The 17,724-nt window shown below is 61.3% G+C and carries 20 protein-coding genes; all 20 read right to left on the bottom strand.

The genetic code is table 11. The annotated features are described in order from the left end of the window. Window positions 1-48 precede the first annotated feature (48 nt). The 20 genes from IAE38_RS03760 to IAE38_RS03665 all read right to left on the bottom strand — a co-directional run bounded on the left by IAE38_RS03760 (window position 49) and on the right by IAE38_RS03665 (window position 17,686). A complete protein-coding gene (locus IAE38_RS03760; RefSeq protein ID WP_201216015.1) occupies window positions 49-669 on the bottom strand; it encodes a hypothetical protein in 621 nt (206 codons plus the stop codon). Further along, window positions 666-1,394: a hypothetical protein gene (locus IAE38_RS03755; protein ID WP_201216013.1), complete on the bottom strand. Its 729-nt coding sequence runs from the start codon at window positions 1,392-1,394 to the stop codon at window positions 666-668. The genes IAE38_RS03760 and IAE38_RS03755 overlap by 4 nt, the downstream gene beginning before the upstream one ends. Further along, window positions 1,394-2,365: a hypothetical protein gene (locus IAE38_RS03750; protein WP_201216010.1), complete on the bottom strand. Its 972-nt coding sequence runs from the start codon at window positions 2,363-2,365 to the stop codon at window positions 1,394-1,396. Before IAE38_RS03750 ends, IAE38_RS03755 begins: the two co-directional genes overlap by 1 nt. Then, the gene (locus tag IAE38_RS23835) at window positions 2,362-7,935 is read right to left on the bottom strand and encodes a tape measure protein (RefSeq protein ID WP_236403453.1); all 5,574 of its coding nucleotides are present in this window, start codon (window positions 7,933-7,935) and stop codon (window positions 2,362-2,364) included. Before IAE38_RS23835 ends, IAE38_RS03750 begins: the two co-directional genes overlap by 4 nt. A gap of 68 nt (window positions 7,936-8,003) precedes the next feature. Further along, a complete protein-coding gene (locus tag IAE38_RS03740) occupies window positions 8,004-8,402 on the bottom strand; it encodes a hypothetical protein (RefSeq protein ID WP_201216007.1) in 399 nt (132 codons plus the stop codon). A 53-nt stretch (window positions 8,403-8,455) separates the two neighbouring features. Beyond that, the gene (locus tag IAE38_RS03735) at window positions 8,456-8,617 is read right to left on the bottom strand and encodes a hypothetical protein (protein WP_236403450.1); all 162 of its coding nucleotides are present in this window, start codon (window positions 8,615-8,617) and stop codon (window positions 8,456-8,458) included. A gap of 47 nt (window positions 8,618-8,664) precedes the next feature. Then, window positions 8,665-9,054, bottom strand: a complete 390-nt coding sequence (locus IAE38_RS03730) for a hypothetical protein (RefSeq protein ID WP_201216006.1) — start codon at window positions 9,052-9,054, stop codon at window positions 8,665-8,667. Window positions 9,055-9,122: 68 nt separating this feature from the next. Next, complete coding sequence (locus IAE38_RS03725; RefSeq protein WP_201216004.1) at window positions 9,123-9,596, bottom strand: phage tail tube protein; 474 nt, start codon at window positions 9,594-9,596, stop codon at window positions 9,123-9,125. A gap of 55 nt (window positions 9,597-9,651) precedes the next feature. Further along, window positions 9,652-10,035, bottom strand: coding sequence for a DUF3168 domain-containing protein (locus IAE38_RS03720; RefSeq protein WP_201216002.1), 384 nt, complete (start codon window positions 10,033-10,035; stop codon window positions 9,652-9,654). A gap of 1 nt (window position 10,036) precedes the next feature. Continuing rightward, on the bottom strand, window positions 10,037-10,528 hold the full coding sequence (locus IAE38_RS03715) for an HK97-gp10 family putative phage morphogenesis protein (protein ID WP_196141865.1): 492 nt from the start codon (window positions 10,526-10,528) through the stop codon (window positions 10,037-10,039). 1 nt (window position 10,529) lies between these two features. Beyond that, window positions 10,530-10,712, bottom strand: a complete 183-nt coding sequence (locus IAE38_RS03710) for a hypothetical protein (protein WP_154660098.1) — start codon at window positions 10,710-10,712, stop codon at window positions 10,530-10,532. Between the two features lie 10 nt (window positions 10,713-10,722). Then, complete coding sequence (locus IAE38_RS03705) at window positions 10,723-11,049, bottom strand: phage head closure protein (RefSeq protein ID WP_196141863.1); 327 nt, start codon at window positions 11,047-11,049, stop codon at window positions 10,723-10,725. Further along, window positions 11,046-11,387 (bottom strand): head-tail connector protein, encoded by a 342-nt coding sequence (locus tag IAE38_RS03700; RefSeq protein WP_201215999.1) that lies wholly within the window; start codon window positions 11,385-11,387, stop codon window positions 11,046-11,048. Before IAE38_RS03700 ends, IAE38_RS03705 begins: the two co-directional genes overlap by 4 nt. A 3-nt stretch (window positions 11,388-11,390) precedes the next feature. Continuing rightward, on the bottom strand, window positions 11,391-11,903 hold the full coding sequence (locus tag IAE38_RS03695; RefSeq protein WP_201215997.1) for a hypothetical protein: 513 nt from the start codon (window positions 11,901-11,903) through the stop codon (window positions 11,391-11,393). Window positions 11,904-11,952: 49 nt separating this feature from the next. After that, window positions 11,953-13,146, bottom strand: coding sequence for a phage major capsid protein (locus IAE38_RS03690; protein ID WP_201215995.1), 1,194 nt, complete (start codon window positions 13,144-13,146; stop codon window positions 11,953-11,955). Beyond that, on the bottom strand, window positions 13,143-14,000 hold the full coding sequence (locus IAE38_RS03685; RefSeq protein ID WP_201215993.1) for a head maturation protease, ClpP-related: 858 nt from the start codon (window positions 13,998-14,000) through the stop codon (window positions 13,143-13,145). Before IAE38_RS03685 ends, IAE38_RS03690 begins: the two co-directional genes overlap by 4 nt. A gap of 3 nt (window positions 14,001-14,003) precedes the next feature. Continuing rightward, on the bottom strand, window positions 14,004-15,305 hold the full coding sequence (locus IAE38_RS03680) for a phage portal protein (RefSeq protein WP_201215990.1): 1,302 nt from the start codon (window positions 15,303-15,305) through the stop codon (window positions 14,004-14,006). Beyond that, entirely contained in the window at window positions 15,298-15,459 is a 162-nt protein-coding gene (locus IAE38_RS03675) for a hypothetical protein (protein WP_192576866.1), read from the bottom strand. The genes IAE38_RS03680 and IAE38_RS03675 overlap by 8 nt, the downstream gene beginning before the upstream one ends. Then, window positions 15,456-17,141: a terminase large subunit gene (locus tag IAE38_RS03670; RefSeq protein ID WP_201216070.1), complete on the bottom strand. Its 1,686-nt coding sequence runs from the start codon at window positions 17,139-17,141 to the stop codon at window positions 15,456-15,458. Before IAE38_RS03670 ends, IAE38_RS03675 begins: the two co-directional genes overlap by 4 nt. After that, complete coding sequence (locus tag IAE38_RS03665) at window positions 17,141-17,686, bottom strand: terminase small subunit (RefSeq protein WP_201215988.1); 546 nt, start codon at window positions 17,684-17,686, stop codon at window positions 17,141-17,143. The genes IAE38_RS03670 and IAE38_RS03665 overlap by 1 nt, the downstream gene beginning before the upstream one ends. Window positions 17,687-17,724 lie beyond the last annotated feature (38 nt).

The following is a 17,724-nucleotide window of genomic DNA, read 5'->3' as shown; positions in this document are numbered from 1 at the left end:
CCAGGCATAAAAAAAGCCGTCTCAGGACGGCTTGGTAAAGGGATGTGTTCAGGACGCGGACAAGATCAGGTTGCGCTCGTCTCCAGACAGCGCATCGACGGAAATACCTGTAATTGACCTGGGAAAGTCAACGTTCGCCGAGCTGACGTGCAGTGCCGGCGACAGCAGGCGGTTCTGTCGCACAGCCGGAACGGCACCCGACATGCTGACAGCCCAATCCCTCGTGGCCCTGGGTGTCAGGCCGATGCATAGCAGAAGCTCGTTCTGCAGGCGTGTGGTGATGTTGGTTGGCACAGCCGGCGATGTGTGCGCCTTGAGGCTGACGCTAGTCCAGCCGGGAGCGCGGAAGGCCAGTACGCAGACGAACAGCGGATTGTTCCCGCCCCTCGACCACTTAGGCGCCAATAGGCCCGACGAATACCTGGCCGTGCACAGATAGTCTTGCGTGCCCGCGGCCCAGTGCTGCCATCCGGATGTAGCCATCGCCGTGCCAACACCCTCGTTGCGGGGCGACATGACGGCGATGATCAGGTCCCCCGGCTCGACGCCAGGGGGAAAGGTGCCCTCTACCGGCGCGGAACCACTTGCCAGCAGCTCAGTGCTGCCTATGAACTCCCAGCTCGACCAGGGCCCCGGCAAGGAGCCGCCCATCAACGCGGCCTCGATCATGATCGAGCCCCCACCGAGCCGACCCAGCCGTCGCTCACCCAGATGAGAATGACCGTGGTCCAGGTATTGCCCAGCACCGGCACCTGGCTATTGTTCCAGAGAATGCCATCTGGCCAGGTGATATCGGCTTTGCCGGTGATATGCAGCACAACAGTCTTGGCCCGGTTTGCCGCAGGCGGGTTGGAGAAGGAGAGTACACGCGGCTCGCTGGCGTTAATCTTGAACACATTGCTGGCGCGGAGATTGAGGACTGAGGCAGTGGCCACCACGTCCAGGTCGTAGCAACGTAAGCTTCCAGTGTACTCCACGCCTGTTCCGTCGGGCCTGGCCACCAGCGGCAGGCCGCCCTTATCCGCTATGGCTGGAAGCCCGGCAGAGGCCTGGGCGGCAGCGGCAGCGGACTGGGCCGTGTCGCGGAACCCCTTGGCATTATCCGCCTGTGCCTTCGATGCAGCAGACTGCATCGCTGCCGCTTGTGCGCTTTGTGAGGCGCTCAACGCTTTCTGGTTGGCCAGCTCGACCTGCGCCGCACCATTGCGCGAGGCAAGCTGTGCACTTTCGGCGGCGGCCTCGGCCTGCTCGCCGACGTAATCAACCACCTTGTTGAGCTGGTCGCCAAACTGCGGCAGTGCCCCGATGAAGTTGTCGGCCTGCGTAGCGAAGGTCCCAGCCGAGTTTTGCCGGCTTGGCGCCTCGGGTAGCGGGGTAATAGTGGGTGTTGCCATCAGATGAGTCCTTCGACAGAAATTGAGCAGTCCGACGCTGTCGGGCCGCTGATGACTAGGTTGAATTCCTTGTAGTAGCCGTAAAGGATGGTCGACTGATAGCTGGCCTCACCGATCCATACCAGCGGCTTAGCCCGGTATTTGCTTAGCAGGCGCTGCACTTGCGAAACCATACCGGTGGGCACCATCACGTCGAACTCAGCACGCTTGGAGTAATCACGCTCGACGATGACGGTGTTACCGAAGTCATCCCGCTCCTTGCGGCTATAGTCGATGATCCCTACGGAGGTGCCATAAAGCGCCTCGCCGAGAACTGCCGCCTTCCCCAGGATGAGTGCGCCGAGCCGGGCCACGCCCGCAGGCTTGGCCACCTGGATCTCGATTGAGCCGTAACTACCCACCGGAACATCCAGCAGCACGAAGTCTTCGTTCACCTCGACCGGCGAGAAAAAGTAGTCGTACCAGTCGTTGATCCCATCGGTGGACACCGGTGAGACATTCGACTGGTACACAATCCCCTGGTAGGGGTCGACGACTTGCACATAGATCGAAGCGGCGTCCAAGCCGAAGAAGGCCAGTGAATCAACCGCTCGCCCGGGCGCGATGGTCAGCGAGATGCTTTCAGGGTTGGTGGTGGCCGTGCCGATCTTGTCATCAAACATGCGCCATCGATTTGTCGGCCCCAGATCCAACCAGGTCGGTGGATCCGTAGCTTTGCCGGCCGGACTTTTGTTGCTGTTGGCCACCAGCGCCTCATAGTTGCGGTGCTCCAGCATCACGGTATCGCCGACTGCATAGGACTTGGTCGACACCCACAGAGGGTGATCGGCCTCTGGGACATTGGTCAGCATCGACGCGACCTGGAAAGCCTGCCCAACCTGAACCACCAAGGGCTCAGAGCTGGGCTCGACAAGAAACGCCTCCATCACCGCCATGCTCGGGGTGATATCGACGGGCTCAATGATCCTCACGGATACAGCTCCTGTTCCAGTTTCTGCGGTAGAAGATCAGTGTTCTTGGCGGCTTTCTGGGTGTACTTGGCGATGGCGAACAAAGCGGACTTGAGCTCGGCGCGCAGCTCGCGAACCTCCGCAGCTGTGGCCTCACCCTGCCCGCCCGTGAGCATCGCCGCCGTCTGGCCGGCGTTGTAGATCCGGCTGGGCCCGGTCACCTCCAGCTCAGGCCCGCGCTCACCAACCAGGCGCAGACCACCGCCGAAGGTGCCACCACTCGCGAAACCAGGGATCCTGATGGTTTCACCATTGGCCTTGCCTGATATCGCAATCGCTTCGGCTAGCTTGTCGTAGGTCAAGGACCCGTTGGCCAAAGCTGCGCCCCAGCTCGCAAGCCCATTACCGTCGAGATCCCTCCCAAGCACGGTTTGATACACCGCACGCAACAGCGCCACGTTATTGTCACTGGTGTTTTGCCTGGCAGCATCGTCAGCCTTGATCGACAACGAAGCCGTGATGGCTTGGCTGAGGGTTTGAACCGCGGTGGCCACTGACACGATTGAGTTGTCCACGCCATTGAGCGCATCGATCTGCGCCTGGGCGAGCGTGAGCTGTGCATCGTATTGCGCGATCTGCAGGTCATAGGACTTCTTGGCCTGTTCGATCCGGATCTGCAAGCTCTGAACAGACTGCTCGGCTGCGGTCAGCTGCTTTCCATTTGCAGCTTCAAGCTGGCTGACGATATTGGCCGTTCGGCCTTGATCACGGCTGTATGCCTCAAGCGATGCGTAGGCGTTGGTGTTGTTCTGGCTGACGACACTGAGCGCATCCTCAAGCCCTGTGACGCCTGTCAGAGACTTGCCCGCCCGCACCGTGGCCATAGCGCTGTTGAGCGTGGCCAGGGCCTGCGCCCTGAGCATCTTCACAGCGTCGTCTGAATCCCCTCGCAGGGCCTTCATGGCGTTACCAAGGCTGGTACTCACCGACGTCAGGTCGCTGACATTCTTCTGCGCCGTCTGCGACATGTCGTTGAGCGAGGCAGTCTGGGCGTTGTAGGCCTCGGTCAGCGCGGTCTTCTGTGCGTTGACGGCACGTTGTACCGAACCCAGCGCGGCCGTTACGTTGCTTTCGAGTGTGGCAGCGACCCTCGCAGCAGCCTCCTGCACCGCTTGGGCAGCTGACGCAGCCCTCGCCTCTAGAATGTCGTAGGCCTGTGCGGCATTGCCCGCCGCACCGATCAGCGTCAGGTACATCTGCTGACCGGTGTCGGTGGTGAGGTCCAGCGACTCGACCACCTTGCGATAGGCATCGCGGGTCTCGGGCAGCACAACGTTCATATCCTTGAACTGCTGCCGTACCGCTGACAGCGTCTTGTCGGCGCGCTCGGTCTCGCTGAAGAACGCCTCGAAGTAACCGTTCAGGCTCTCGGTGTAAGCCTCCATGCCGCCGGCTGCGGTGACCAGGGCGTTGGCCAGGCCCATGGAGTGCGGCGATAGCTTGAGCATGGCCACATCGATAAGATCCAGCGACTTGTTGAAGCTCTCGAACGTGGCAATACGCTGCCCAAGCTCGGCGAAGCTGTAGCCAAAACCGCCAACACCTTTATCCAGGTAGGCGACCATCTGATCAGCAAACCCGCTGAACAGGTCATTGATCGCCGCCTGGATTTGCTCCTGGGTTTGACCCTTGGTGGATATCTGCTTGCGGGCAATACTCAGGCCAGCAAAAGCGCCCTCCCCCACAGATACGCCGATGCGCTCAAGCAGGTCCACCACGCTGTCTTGGGTTTCGCTGTAGGTCTGCTCCAGTGCGGCCTGGAATTCAGGATTGAGCGCCGAGTAACGCGTGCGCTTTTTGCCAGAACTGAACAGCCCACCCTTTTTCTTCTGGTAGATGTACTCCCAACCCTGGAAGTCTCCGTTGTTGACGCCCAGCTCAAAACCGCCATCCTTGGTTTGCCACTTGCCGCCGAACAGCGCGGAGCTGACTTTACCCAGGACCGCAGAGGCCAGAGTCGAGCCAGTGAGCATGGCTGCCATCTTGCCGCCCACCAGTTTGGACGCAATCTTGTCGGTCAGGCCCAGGCTGGCCATCATGGTTTTCGCGAGGGGGTCGTATTTGATCAGGTCGAGATTCGTGACCTCGCTTGTTTTGAACCTCACGCCCTGGTCGTACAGCTTGCCGCTCTGGTAGGCGCCCGTTATGGCCGCCACCACCCATCCCACGGGGTTGGAAGCCATGGCCGCCAATTGCCCCATGAGACCGGTGCTCACGCCCGCTGCAGCGCCGCCGGCGGCCGCAGTGCCAGCATATGCCGCTCCCCCAACGCCAATGCTGCTGCCCACGGTAGCCGCGCCTTGGGCCACCGCCCCCTGAAGCGCTGCTGAGGTAGCTGCGTTTGCGGCGATCTGCGAGCTGGTAGAGCCCAGGATCGAGCTGACCACGCTGCTGAACCCACTGGACAGACTGCTGGTCAGTCCGCTGAACAGGTTGGCGTAATAGCTGTAGCCGCCATTGATGGCTCCACTCAGTCCGCCAGACGCCCAGCCAGAAGCAACGCTTGAGCCAACCCCGGTGATAGCGCTGTAGACCTTGTAGAGCATGTTGCCGGTGCTGGCCAGCGAGCTGAGCTGCCCGGTGCCGCCACCACTCGAACCATTACCGAGCAGCTTGCCCCAAACCGAGGAAAGGCCCTGGCCATTGTCGGTACCGGTCAACCAGTTGCTGATCGATGCCAAAAGAGGCTTGGTGGTCAGCATGTGGATGATTTCGCCCAGGGTCTGCTTGAAACCCTTGATCAGATCGCCCCACAGGGTGCTCGCCCCGCTGCCGATGTTGGACCAGGCGTTGGCGAAAGCCTGGTCCACCCGGTCAATGGCGCCCTCGGTCATCTGACCCCACAGCGTCGACTTGCTGCGGTTGATCTCATACTCGTTGCCCAGCTTGGCGATGGCCTCCTGATACTCGGCCGTGCGGCCGGTATTGAGCTTCATCGCAGCTTCGAGCGATGCCAGGTCCTCGGTGTAATCACGAAGCAGCTTCTGCTCAGGCTTGAGCCGATCCAGGATCGAATTGGCCGACGAGGCTTGCCGGACCAGCTCAAGCGCCTGTTGCTGCGCCCGCGTGGACTTCACCAGCGCCTCGTATTCAGCGCTCGACTGGGCGATATCCTTGCCTGCCAATGCCACCTTCAGCGCCTTCTGCACGTTGTACTCGGCCAGCGCATCCGCGCCCTGCAGCGTGGCCTTGGCCAAGGCGGTCTGGTCGGTCGCTTCCTGCTGCAGGTCAAACGCCTGCTTGCTCACCGTCAGCCGGTCCTCGGCAGCCATCTGCCTGGTGATTGCGGCGGTGACAGCATCGCGCGCACCCGCCCCGGACTTCAGCAGTGCCTCCTCCACCTTCTGCTTGAGGGTGAACTCACGGGAGCGATCATTGCCCGCCAGGTAAGCGGCCGCCAGTCCCTCAGCCGAGGCTATAGCGATGTCCGCCTGAACTTTCAAATCGGATAAGGCTTTGGCTTGGTTTTTGGCCTGGGTAGCTGCCTCCTTGGCAGCGCCAGTCGCCCCCTTGGTGGCCTTGGTGGCTGCATCATCCGCCGCCTTCTGGGCATCCTTGGCTGCAGCAGCAGACCGGATCGCGACGACCATTTCGTCAGTAAGCAGCTTGTTTTCAGCGATGAACCGATTGGCTGCCTGCAGCGCGGTTTTATCCTGGGCGGTTGCCAGTTGCTTCTGCAACTGCTCCAGATACTTCTGTCCCTCTCCGGCAGCCGATGCCTTGGCAGCCGCATTCTCGCGCTCCGCCCGGGTGTTGTCATCGGTGGCACCAGTCAGCTCGTCGAGCGCTTGCTTCTGGTTTTGCAGCAGCGCGCTCAGTTCGGTGACCGGCTGCTGGCTTGACTCAAGCGCCTGCGCCATGTCTTCCGTGACACCCGGCATCAGGCGAAGCTGATCAGCAACCGCTTTCCAGTCGACCGTGATGCCGGCAGCCTGATCTTTGGATGCTTTCCGTACCAGGTCCAGTGTCGCCTGCATGTCAGCCGGTAGGCCGACGAGCCCCGCCATCATCCCGTCAGCGCCCGCGGCGCCCATGTTGCGCAGGTCGGACTCAAACTTGTCAGCCATCGCCCCAGACATCTGGGTCAGCTTGTCCTGGGTGTCTGCAATTGTTGCCTGAAGCTCACGCAGGGTGACGGACTGCGTCGCCCTGTTGAGCTTGTTGAAACGCTCAGCGAGCTTGTCTATTGGATCAGCTAAATCGCCAAGCTTCTTCTCGAGAGTACTAGTGTTGTCCCGCAGGGTTAGGAAAGCGGTCGCGGCACCCACCGCCAACATCGCGATCCCTGCAGGACCGCCCAGCAGCCCGAGTAGGTTGCGGCCAGTGCCAGCAAGTCCAGCCTGAGCTTCTCTGAGCGCGGCCGTCGCCCTTGCCTCGGCCATTCTGGCCTCTGCCAGTTGAAGCGCCAGCTGCTTCTCAACCGCCATGCCGCTAATTCTGGTCTTCGATGCGGCCAGTTCTTTCTCAGCGAGGAAAACAGCAGTTTGCGCTTTTCGCTGATCAGCTTCTGCTGCAAGCACTGCTGCAGCAGCCTGGGCCCGCCGCGCCGCTGCGTCCTCGATCGAGGCTTTAGTGGCCAGCACCGCGCCGGCGGCCGAGACCGTTAGGGATCTCGCATAAACGGCCAACGCACCAGCCGCGGCGACCCCGGCAATCTCAGTGATAGTCCCGAAGTTATCGGCCAGCACCGATATCCCGGACGCGAGCACTCCAGTGAGATCAGTTGATTCATTCAGCTGGCCCACGTAGACGGTGAAAGCGTTGTTCAGCGCCGTCAGGGCATCGCGGACGGCAACGCCCATGCTGTCAGCCAGCAGGCCGTTTGCAGCAGCGCTTTTCTGTAGACCCTCAGTGAGGATGTCGAGGCTGAGCTTTCCTTGCGCCCCAAAGCTTCGGATCTCTTCGGCACTTTTGCCAGTGGCCTCAGCGATGGTTTCCACCACGGTCGGCATGGCCGCGAGAATGGACTGCCAGCCGTCCGCATCGAGCTTCCCGGTCTGCAGTGCTTTGGAATATGCATCAATGGCTGAGCTGGCTTTATCGACAGAAGCCGAGTTGGTCACCAACAGGTAGCTGAAACTATCCATGACGTCCATGGACTCATCAGCGCTGAGCCCCATCGAGCGCAAGCTATCCGCTGTGCGGATGTAAAGTTCCTGAGCCTCCTCCAGCGGCCGGTAGGTTCGGTTAGCCGTGGCAAGCAGGCGATCTTGGACAGCGTTGTACTCGCCGAAGCTCTTGGTAGCCAGGCCGATACGATCCGACATCTGGGAGTAGGAGTCGGCCGCCTTGAGGATCGAGCCTACAGAAACAGCCCCAACAGCTGCTGCCAGGACGCTCTTCAGCAGTCCGCTGGCGTTTTGGGCGCTGGCACCTACTCGATCAAATGCATCGTCTACACGCGCAAGGCTTGAATCCATCCGCCTGGACGTTGAAGCAACCGCCGACTCACCCCGCGCGATCTCCTGACGGAGTTGAGCCGTGGTAGCCTCAATGCGTACCAGCATGCCTTGAACGTCGGTATCAGCCATTCTTTTCTCCTGACGAAAAAAAGCCCGCAACGCGGCGGGCTTGTTTGTACACGCCAGCTTTGGCGGGTCTAGACTTCTGATAGTTGTGGTCGGTGCCCACAAGACGGGCATCGCCTGGAGGAAATAGGCATTTCCATCTGACATTTGCCGCAAGATTTTCTAGCGCCGGCGTCACCCCATGACTCATCCGAAAATGAGTCGGAAGCCTCAAACGCTTCTAACCTAGTTTTTTCCTTCTCACGGAATGCTCTATTGGCCTGCTCTATCTTTGCGTCAGTTCTTCGACTAGATAGCCATCCTCTGATTGATGGCCACATGACGCAGGCGATCATAATTACAAGAGCGATCCCGCCCGTTATGATGACCACCAGCCCATAAGCAGCTGCTCCGGCCGTTAAAATCCAGAAAAGACCAGGCACAAATACAAGTGCGATAATCGCCAGAAGAATACCCATCAATAGCTTCATGCCAGCCTCCATGCAAAGCTTGGCAATCTATCATCATCCAAGCCTATGCTGCCTTAGCTTTTAGCCGCCGATCGAGACGCAGCAGCCCCTCTCAGGCCGCGCCGAAGGTCTTTCGCCACGGCCGCCTTAGAGGGCTTCGTCTCCGACTGGCCGAACGGATTGGTTTTTTTCAGGAAGTCAGCCTTCGCTTCCCAAGCCAGGATGATCTCGACCACCGGGGTTTCCCAGGCGTCACGGGGAGACCACCCTAACCAACCGGTGGCTATTCCGAAGAGCTCGTCGACGTAGCTGCCGTTGCCTGGCCGCTCGATTCGTTTCCCTGCGACTCTTCGAGCTCTTCGTCAGTCTTGCCGCCGGGGTTCAACAGCGCTTTTACGAACTGCAGTACTTGGGTACCGACTTTGTTCACACCGCCCTCGAACACAGCTTCCTCTACCGCTTCGAGCTCTTTGCGCTTGTTGGTGTCGATCCCGGCGCCGGCGGCAATGATGAATGCAGTCGCGGAAATGTTGGCCGCGCCCAGGGCTTGCATCGCAGGCAAGATCCCGCCAAAACGATTCTCCAGGGCGCGCACAGCGCGGAGGGTAGGTTTGAGAGTGAAGCTGTCGCTTCCGGCCTCAACGGTGACGGAGCCGTGGTTGGTCTTGGACATTGCGTATTCCTTGAATTATGGGGAGTGAACAACGGAGGCGCGGCCAGCGGCGGCGCCTCAGATGTGCATTACGGAGCCGGCTGGGCCTCGTAGATCTCGGAGTTGATGCCGACGGTCACAGTGCGCTTGAGAACATCCTCCGCACCGCCGACCTGCTTGCGAGACGACATGACCTTGGCGGCGAAGTAATCAGCGACACCACTTTCGTACAGCACCTTCACTGGGTAATCGAAGCGGCTGCGGTCTTTCTGCGCGGCCTGCAGGGCCAGCTGGCCGGCATCGTCGTCGAGCAGACCGATGGACAGATCGACAGAACCGGCATCGGCCAGGCCTTTGAGGTGCCGAGTTCGGGAGGCGGCGAGCGAGGCGAACGTGACGTCACCCACCTCATCGCCGTAATCGCCGATATTCTCGACTTCGCCAATCTCGGTATAAGTGATGGCGGCCAGCAGGGTCAGTGCAGCAGCCGCATCCTTGGGCAGATCTGCGGTCAGACGCGGGCCGATGAAAATCTTCGTGCCGGCTGCGGTAGTAACAGGCATGGGTAGTCCTCCTGGGACAGGTGATATGCCGCAACGCGGCGGGTTCAGGGGTGGATCAGTGTTGGGTGATGACGCGCAGCGTCACTGCACCCTGGTAGGTCATGCCATCAGGCTCGCGGCTGGTCTGCTTGCGGGTGACCTGCATGCCGATGACATGGCCGGTTGTGAGCGCCAGCGGCTGGTTGTGAAGCAGGGCGTCGATCTTGGCCATAATCTCGTGCACCTCCTTCTGCCCCTGGTACTGGCTCCAGACCGACAGATACAGGAAGCGCTGGTCTTTGCGACTGGCCAAGAAATCCGCTGCATCGCTGACCGCACTGTCGAGAGTTACGTAAGGAAACGGCGAGTTGTCGGGTACGCCGTCATGCACAGGGCATGGCAGGCCCGCTACAAGACGAGCATGCAGGGCGACCTGCAGGGCCCATGCTGGATCTGCCATGTCACTGTCCTCTGGATGCCCTGTCGAGCGTACGAGCGACCGCCGCCCTGATATCGGCGAGAACAACCTCGCGGTTCACGTCCATCGCCGGCCTGAGCCAAGGATGGGCGGGCATGGCTGGAATGTCAGGCGCTTTGCCAAACCAGTGGGTGCCGTCGGTTTTGTTCGCGGCCCTCCCCGTTCGGCGGCCGTTATCCTGGCCCTTGAAGTTGCCCTTGGTGCCGTACTCAAGGAAGCGCAGGTAAAAATACCGGCGATTCGCCTTTTTACCGCGCAGGCCAATCTGAGCATCCAGGCCGCTGGGGGCTACATAGGCAGTCAAAGCGGCTGCGCCGGCACCGGTATCCTTCGGCACAAACTCCTTCATACTGGCCAAGATCTTCTCAGCCCCATCCTGCATGGCACCTCTGACCTCGTTGTCCACAGTCTGGTGGATGGCCCGAAGCGTTTTGCGCAGCCTGATATCGCCGGTCAGGCGCGAGCGACGGGCCACCCTACTCGCCCGAGGAGGCCGTTTCAGCCCTGGACTTATCGGCGGCCTTGGCGGCAGCGGTGACCTCTTCCGCCTGGTTGTTTTCGATCAGGCTGCGGCCATCCTCTGCCTTCACATCGAAGACTTCACCTACTGCCTTTTCACCCATGGGGCCAGAGAGACTGGCCAGAGCTCGTACTTTCATGATGGTTCTCTCAAGGATTGATGACGTTGGAGCAGAGCAGCCGCAGCATGTCTCGCTCATTGCTGGGCAGCACAGCTTCGATCAGGTAAGTGTCGCCAGCAGATATGTGGAAGAGACGCATACCGTTTTTGAAAACGCGTGAAAAACGCACCCGGATTTCTGCAGACACGATGTTCTGGATTTGGTTGGCAACCGGATCAACCCGCCCAGTGGGCAGCTGGATCTCCGCCCAAATAGGCTTGACCACCTCCCAGGACTTTCGCTTCCCGCCACCTGGCTCCGGCGTTAGCGTCTCTTGCTGCAACTGGCAACGATGGCGAAGCGGACCGGCCCTCATATCCCCCACCCCACTCGGTACGGGGTAAGCAAGGACTGCGAGCCCATAGGCAGGTCGGTTGCGATTGTCCCTGTAACCACATCTTCTCGGTTGGCATAGAGATGACCCAGGATCAGAAGACACGCCGACTTGAACGCTGCGTTACTCAGCATGGGCTTCTCCCCGGCCAGGCCCGCCAGTACTGCCTCTGCCATTGATTGCGCATCGACGTAAACCTGGCGGTTAAGGTAGTTCATTGCCGAGAGCTCGGCCGAGTCGATCAGCAGCTGCAGATAGTCGTCGTCATCGTCTGGATCACGAAGGTGGGCCCGGGCCAGCGCCTTGCTGATCACAGACATGGCTCACTCCTCCAGCGGAGTGCGTGACACCAGGTTGCGCCGCTCAAGGTCCTCAGCGTGAAGCCGCGGTACCAAGTAGCTTGGACCGCCGCGGCGGCGCAACTCGCCCTCGTCCATGAAGGAGCGCAGCGGATAAACCTCGACCGTGGGCGGATTTAACTCGACTGAGGCGCTCGAGGTGGATTCGTCCAGCCCTGCCGCATCGGTAGTGCCATGCAGCGCGTCGTCAGCCTGGCCCGGCTGGCTCAGCGAGGCGCCAGCACCTGCAGCGTCCTCGGCCGGGGCGACAATCGGCGCCAGCTGTACCGGCAGCTCGGTTGGCGGGCCGCCAGGTTCTAGCGCAGCGCTGGCGCCCGGGTCAACGCCGGGCACAGCGGTTACCACACCGCCTGCGGCGGCATCTGCACCGCTGGTGTCGCTGCCGCTGAGCGGCGAGTTCGATGCCTGTTCAGCGGGTGCTCTTGCATCCTGCTCCGGTACTGGGGTTGGCTTGTCCTGCTTCTTGGTATTAGCCATGAGATCGCTCCTGTACGGCGCCATTACTGGCGCCTTTGAAGTGGAAGGCTTACGAACCGCTGCCGGTCAGCGGGCCAGTAACGAAGGCCTCGCCACGATAGATGGCGAAGGCCAGGCGCTCCTCGGCGCGGATGGTCGCCATGTTGTTCTCGAAGTCCTTGTCGTTCTCGGTGGAGATCAGGACTTCGATTTCCATACGGTCGAAGATCTGTGCGCCCAGCTTGAATGCGCCGACCAGGAAGTCATTCTGCGTCATGACCTGGGTCGAGACGACCGGGCGGTTCCACAGGCGCGGGGTGGTGCCGTCTTGCGGCTCGCCGATGATGTAGCGGCCTTCGCCATCCTTGGTCAGCTCGATCGCGGCCCAGTCGATCGGGTTGAGCACGATGCCGTCCGATGGGAACTCGGCCAGCTCGGCCTGCAGCAGCGCCAGGCGCAGGCGGTCGATACGTTGCTCACCCGTCACGGCCACGCCAGCAGGAGCGGCGTACAGCTGGGCAACCGTCATGAGGCCTTGCAGGTTGGCCCCGGTACCGTTGCCGTACAGCAGCTGAGCTTCTTCGGCCATCAGCAGACCGTAACGAGCACGCCCGTCGATGTAGCTCTGCAGCGCTGGGGCATCGTCGAGCATCTGGCGGCTGGCCTTGAACAGATGCGCGATGGTGCGCACGTTGGCCGTGGCCAGTTCGAACTTGATGTCCGAATAGGGCTTGGCCGTGTTCTCAGCGACAGTTCGAGCGCTGTTCGTGAAGCCGCTTTCACGCACGTACTCGATGGATTGGGTTTGAGTGGATCCCGGCGCCACCAGATCTCGGATGGTAAGACGACGCTGAGGCGGAGCGATGATGCCTGGCTGGCGATCCGCAGTGGTCAGAGCGCCACCGGTGGCCGTGGTGATAGCAGCGCGGGGCACTGAAACCCGGCGAGAGCCACGGAAAGACGAGTTCATGTCCTTCATCTCTTCGCTCTCGATGACCAGGGCGCCGACCGACTTCTGCGGCTCTTCGTGATGCTGCTGGCCACGGCTGGCGTTGACGAGTTTCTGCTCGGCTTCGCCCAGGCGCGCGTTCAGCTCACCCTGCTTGGTGAGCAAATCGTCCACCTTGGCGCGGGTTTCTTCGCTCATCGCGCCGGAGGCCTTGATTTGCTTTTCGGTTGCCTCGGCCTGGCTTTTGATTTGGTCGCCGATCCCCTTGAGGGCGGCGTTGATTTCCTTGACTTGGGCTTCATAGTCCACGGTCATTTACCTTTCAGAGAGTTCAAGAGATTGGTTGCCGCGCTCAGTGAGGCGGAGAGGTCTGGCGCGACAGCGTTCGGCTTGTCGGTCGGGGCAGCGTTACGCGTACCCCCGCCAGCAGCGCGAGGCATGCTGGACTTGAAACTGGCGAACAATTCGCGGCGCTCGGACCGGGGCATACCGGCTTTGGCGAGCGCTGTATCCATGGCCTTCAGGGCGTTGGCCTGGGCAGATTCCTCTGTCTCCCGCTCGGTGATCTCTCCCGGGGCGAGGATGCTGGTGGCCAGCCCGAGCTCCACGGCGCGCTTACCGCGGATGAACGTCTCGTCGTCCATCAGCTCCGCCATGCTTTCTGGCGTCTGGCCGCTGGTCTCGGCGTAGAGGTCGCTCATGGCGGCGTCGAACTCCTCCATATCGTCGGCCACGTCGCGCAGGTAGTGGCGGTTGCCGGCGAGGAAGGTCCAGCAGTTGTGGATCATCAGGAAGGCGCTGCTGGCGACCTGTCGCTCGGCGCCAGCCAGGTAGATGATCGACGCGGCGCTGGCTGCCATACCCAGCACCTTGGTGGTGACCTTCTGGCTGTGCTCGAGCAGGCGGTTGTAGATGGCAATGCCTTCGAACATGTCACCGCCTGGCGAGTTGATGTACACCGTCACCTCACGGTCGCCGATGGCCCGCAGCGCCGCATCGATACGCTTGAGGGTCACGCCCTCCCCGTACCAGTCCTCACCGATCACGCCGTAGATGGTGATGGTTTCCGAGGTGTTTTCCACGGCCGCCTGGATGGCGGGGTTCCATTTATCGAGCGCACGCGGGCTCATCTCGCTGCGCAGGCCGCGAGACTGAATCTTGTGTTTCATGGGTTACTCCCCGGAGTTGCTTTGGAGCCAGTTCATCAGCGCCGCGCGCGCGGCTTGGCTGTCGTTTTGTTTGCCCAGCTGGTCAAGCGGTACCAGGTTCGATTGCACGGTGAGGATGTCGCCGCCGGGCATACTCGGCATGTTCTCTTTGTGCCGAGCCTCGTTCCGTGTCATCAGCGCGTTCTGGACCATGGTGCTGAAGTAGGAAGCGCGACCGGCGCTGTCAGCACGCAGGAAGGCTTCTAGCGAAAACTCCGAGTAGTGCTTGGTCCGATCCACTGCCGTCATGCAGCGCTTGTTGACGCACTGCTCGATCGGCGCGGTGTAGGTCATGATGCAGTAGGTGAGAAACGCGATCTGCTGCTGCTCAAGGCCGGTACCCCAGTTGCTGCCCTTGTCAGTCTTCATCACCATCCAGGGCGGTACGCCGAACCAACGGCAGATCTCCTCGATGCTATGCCCACGTGATTCAAGAAGTTGGGCGTCAGCCGGGTTGATGCCGATCATCTCAGGTTTTACGCCCTGCTCGAACACAGGACTTTTGCCCGCGTTGAGCGCCCCGGAAACGGTGGTGACGTACTCACGAAACTCCACACGCTGGGCCGGGGTAAGCGTCCTATCTACCGAAAAGCCCACGGTCGGCATCATGCCATTCTTGAAGGTGGTGTTGGCCGCATCGTCGGCCGACATAGCCGCGCCGAACACGTCGGCGCCGTAGCGGATTGCCGACAAGCCCATCCGGCCATCCAGGGTGAAGGCCGGGATGTGCAGCATGTCGCCCCGGGCGATCTCCCGGCGGGCACCCTTTCGCGGCTGGAAGAAATAACGCAGCCTGCCATCGTCGTCTGGCTCGGGAGTCACCCGCGACGGCATCAAGAAATCCAGTGCAATGACCCTTCCACCGGACCGGTGAATCTCGCAGTAGGCATTTCCCCAAAGCAGCATCGAAGCAACAACCGCCTGCCAGAAGTGGAAAGCCGCCATGTCCTCGTTCGGGCTGTTGTGCACCACATCGTAGAGCGGGAAGTCTCGCGCCGTCTCACGCCCGCCGTCCGGAAGGCGCCGGTAGATGCTGAGCGGCAAGCCTGCGACCGAGGTGGAGATGATGCGAACGCAGGCCCAGACCGCCGACAGGCGCATGGCCTTGTCGACCGTGACTGACTTGCCGCTACTGGACTGGGCGCCCAAGAAGGCGCTCCAGAACCCGCCGTCCGACAATCGAATGCTTTTGCCCAGCCAACTGCTCATGCTTGCCGAGGGCTTGGCGGCTGCAGTGCCGAGCGCTTGAGAGAGGGTTTTAATCACTGCTCAGCCCTCGGCGAATGAAGGCTGCAATGCAGAAGAGGCTGCCGGAGCCGGCGAGCATCGCCCAGCCGGTGCCTGCCAGCATCCAGACACCCGCGCAGGCTAGGCCGAACCCGCACACGGCGCAGATGATGAAATAGTGAAATGCGTTCATGCGATCAGTGGATCCCGAATGCCGGCCATGAAGTTTTCCATGCCGCCCTGCCCCTCTGGATTGAGGGCCATCAGCGTCACGGCGTTGAACAGCGCCATCAGCGGGTCGATCTTGGCCGAGCCGCTGGCTTGCTTGGTGATGAGGATCGAGTTGCCGCGCGGCTCGACCTTGGCGTTACCGCAGCACCAGGCCATCATCGGCTGGCCGCCGTGCAATAGCGTGCCCTCGGCCAGCTTGCGCTCGGCGGTCTTGATTGCCCCGCCCAGGCGCCAGCCCTGTGAAATGCCATCGATCTTTTCGCGCGGAATCCCAACAGCTTCCAGGGCATCGAGAATCGCACCGACCCCGGCCGGGTCCAGCCCGACCTTGTCCAGCAGGCCGGCCTGTTCGACCAAAGCCACCAGTTGCGCCACCGCCTCGATGTCGTCGCCGATGCGTTCAACCAGGGTTAGGTGTCCATCCTTGGCGAAGTCGCGGATGCGCGGCGCTTCTGCTTTACGCCGCTCCAGTACTGATGGGTGGGCCCAGGCATGGGTCCAGGTCAGCCAACGCCGTGTGCCCTGCTCTCGACCGAGTACTGCAAAGCCAAGCAAGTCATCCAGCCCCCCGCCATCGACACCGATATCGATCACTTCACACCGCTCAATCAGGTCTTCCAACGTCCGGCATAGCTCGGAGGTCTGTGTCTCCCAGAAATCAGCACCCGCCCAGCGATCCGAAAGCAGCGCCAAGCCGATCTCGACGTTCAGGTGCTTGGCCAAGAAGCCGCGGAACGACTCCTCACCGTCCAGCTGGGCCTGTGCGTAACCGCGCTCGATGAAAGGTTCGTCGACCGACAGCCCAAGGTTAGGGTTGGTGATGTACGCGTTGGAGAAGTCCCGGTGTTCGCCGGCGTCAAGCATTGCCTTGGGGAACTCGTACAGCACCGGCAGGAACGATTTATCGACGATCTCGCCGTCGCGCACTTTGCGGGCGTACATCAGCTTCTGGCGGAACACGCCAGCAGGCGGGGCGTCGGACTGGGTGGTGGCCCAGATGATGAACCCCTCCGGTCGGGATGCCAGGCCACCGGTTGCCTCTCTCAGCATCGCCTCGGCATTGGCGCGTTTGCCGAACACCCACAGCTCGTCGATGAACACGCCAATGGCCTTTTTGCCCGACACAGTCTCGCTGTCTGCCGCTACCACCTTGAGCGTGGCGTTGGTCTGCCGGTGCGTCACAGTGCGCAGGTGATCCTGCACTTTGAGCAAGGCTTTGAGCTCTTCGTCGGCGCCCACCATGTCCCTGATCGGAAGGTAGGAGTTGTCCGCGATTTCCTTGGTCGGTGCGAGAATGATGAACTCACCCGACGCTCGCCAGTTAAGGATCAGTGCGGTGAGCATGATGCCGGCGGCGATGGTCGACTTGCCGTTCTTCTTGCTGATCAGCAGCATGAACTCGCTGACCAGGCGCCGGCCTGAATCCGGGTCATAGGCCCCGAAGATCGCGGCCACAAACTGGTTGACCCAGTCACGTACGGTCTCGCACATCAACGGGCTGCCGGTCGCGTCCACCATGCGCAGCGCGCCGAATACGTCCAGGGCTTCCTCGGCCTCGGTCGGGAATAGCGGCTCGAACGGAATCAGGCTCTGGCGGGCAACGATGCGCTGTTCCCAGTCTGGGCAGGCGGTTGACCACTCCATCATTTCACCGACTGCAGCGGGCCGCGGCGGGTGCCGAACTTGCCGGTGGCAGCTTTCTCAGCATTGGCCTGGGCCTGGTCCTTCTTGCCGCTCTCGCCTTTGCGCGGGTGAACGAAAGGCATCAGGGCCTTAGCGGCGTCTACCCGAAGCTTCGCTTCCGTGCCCATGTCGTTCATCACCGAGAGGAGGAAGTCCTTCGGGTCACGGTGGAGCAACGCCTGGGCCAGGTCGAAGCCGGCAGGTTCCGGCTCTGCTTGCTCCTCGGATTCCGGTGCCCCTTCCGGGCCCGGCTTAGCCTCTTTGGCAGCCTTGGCGGCGGGCCTGGCTTTAACATCCGGTTTAACATCGCCTTTAACATCTGGAGGCATCAGACCCAAGGCACGTAGCTTCATTAACTCGACTGCGACGTCCTTGTCCTTGACCAGCCGAGAGCCCGCCGCAGACGCTGTCTTCTCGGAATAGCCGGCCGCCACGGCAGCGTCTCGATTGGACGCACCTTCCCTCAGCGCGGCGATGAAAGCGCGCTTGCGGGATGTTAAAGCCATTTAACAAAAATCCTGTGGGGGAAAAAAATCTGTACGTG

Source organism: Pseudomonas sp. S32 (assembly GCF_016648095.1).
Lineage (GTDB): Bacteria > Pseudomonadota > Gammaproteobacteria > Pseudomonadales > Pseudomonadaceae > Aquipseudomonas > Aquipseudomonas parafulva.
The sequence above is the reverse complement of the archived record's forward strand: the minus strand, read 5'-3'. Positions and strand labels throughout refer to the sequence as shown.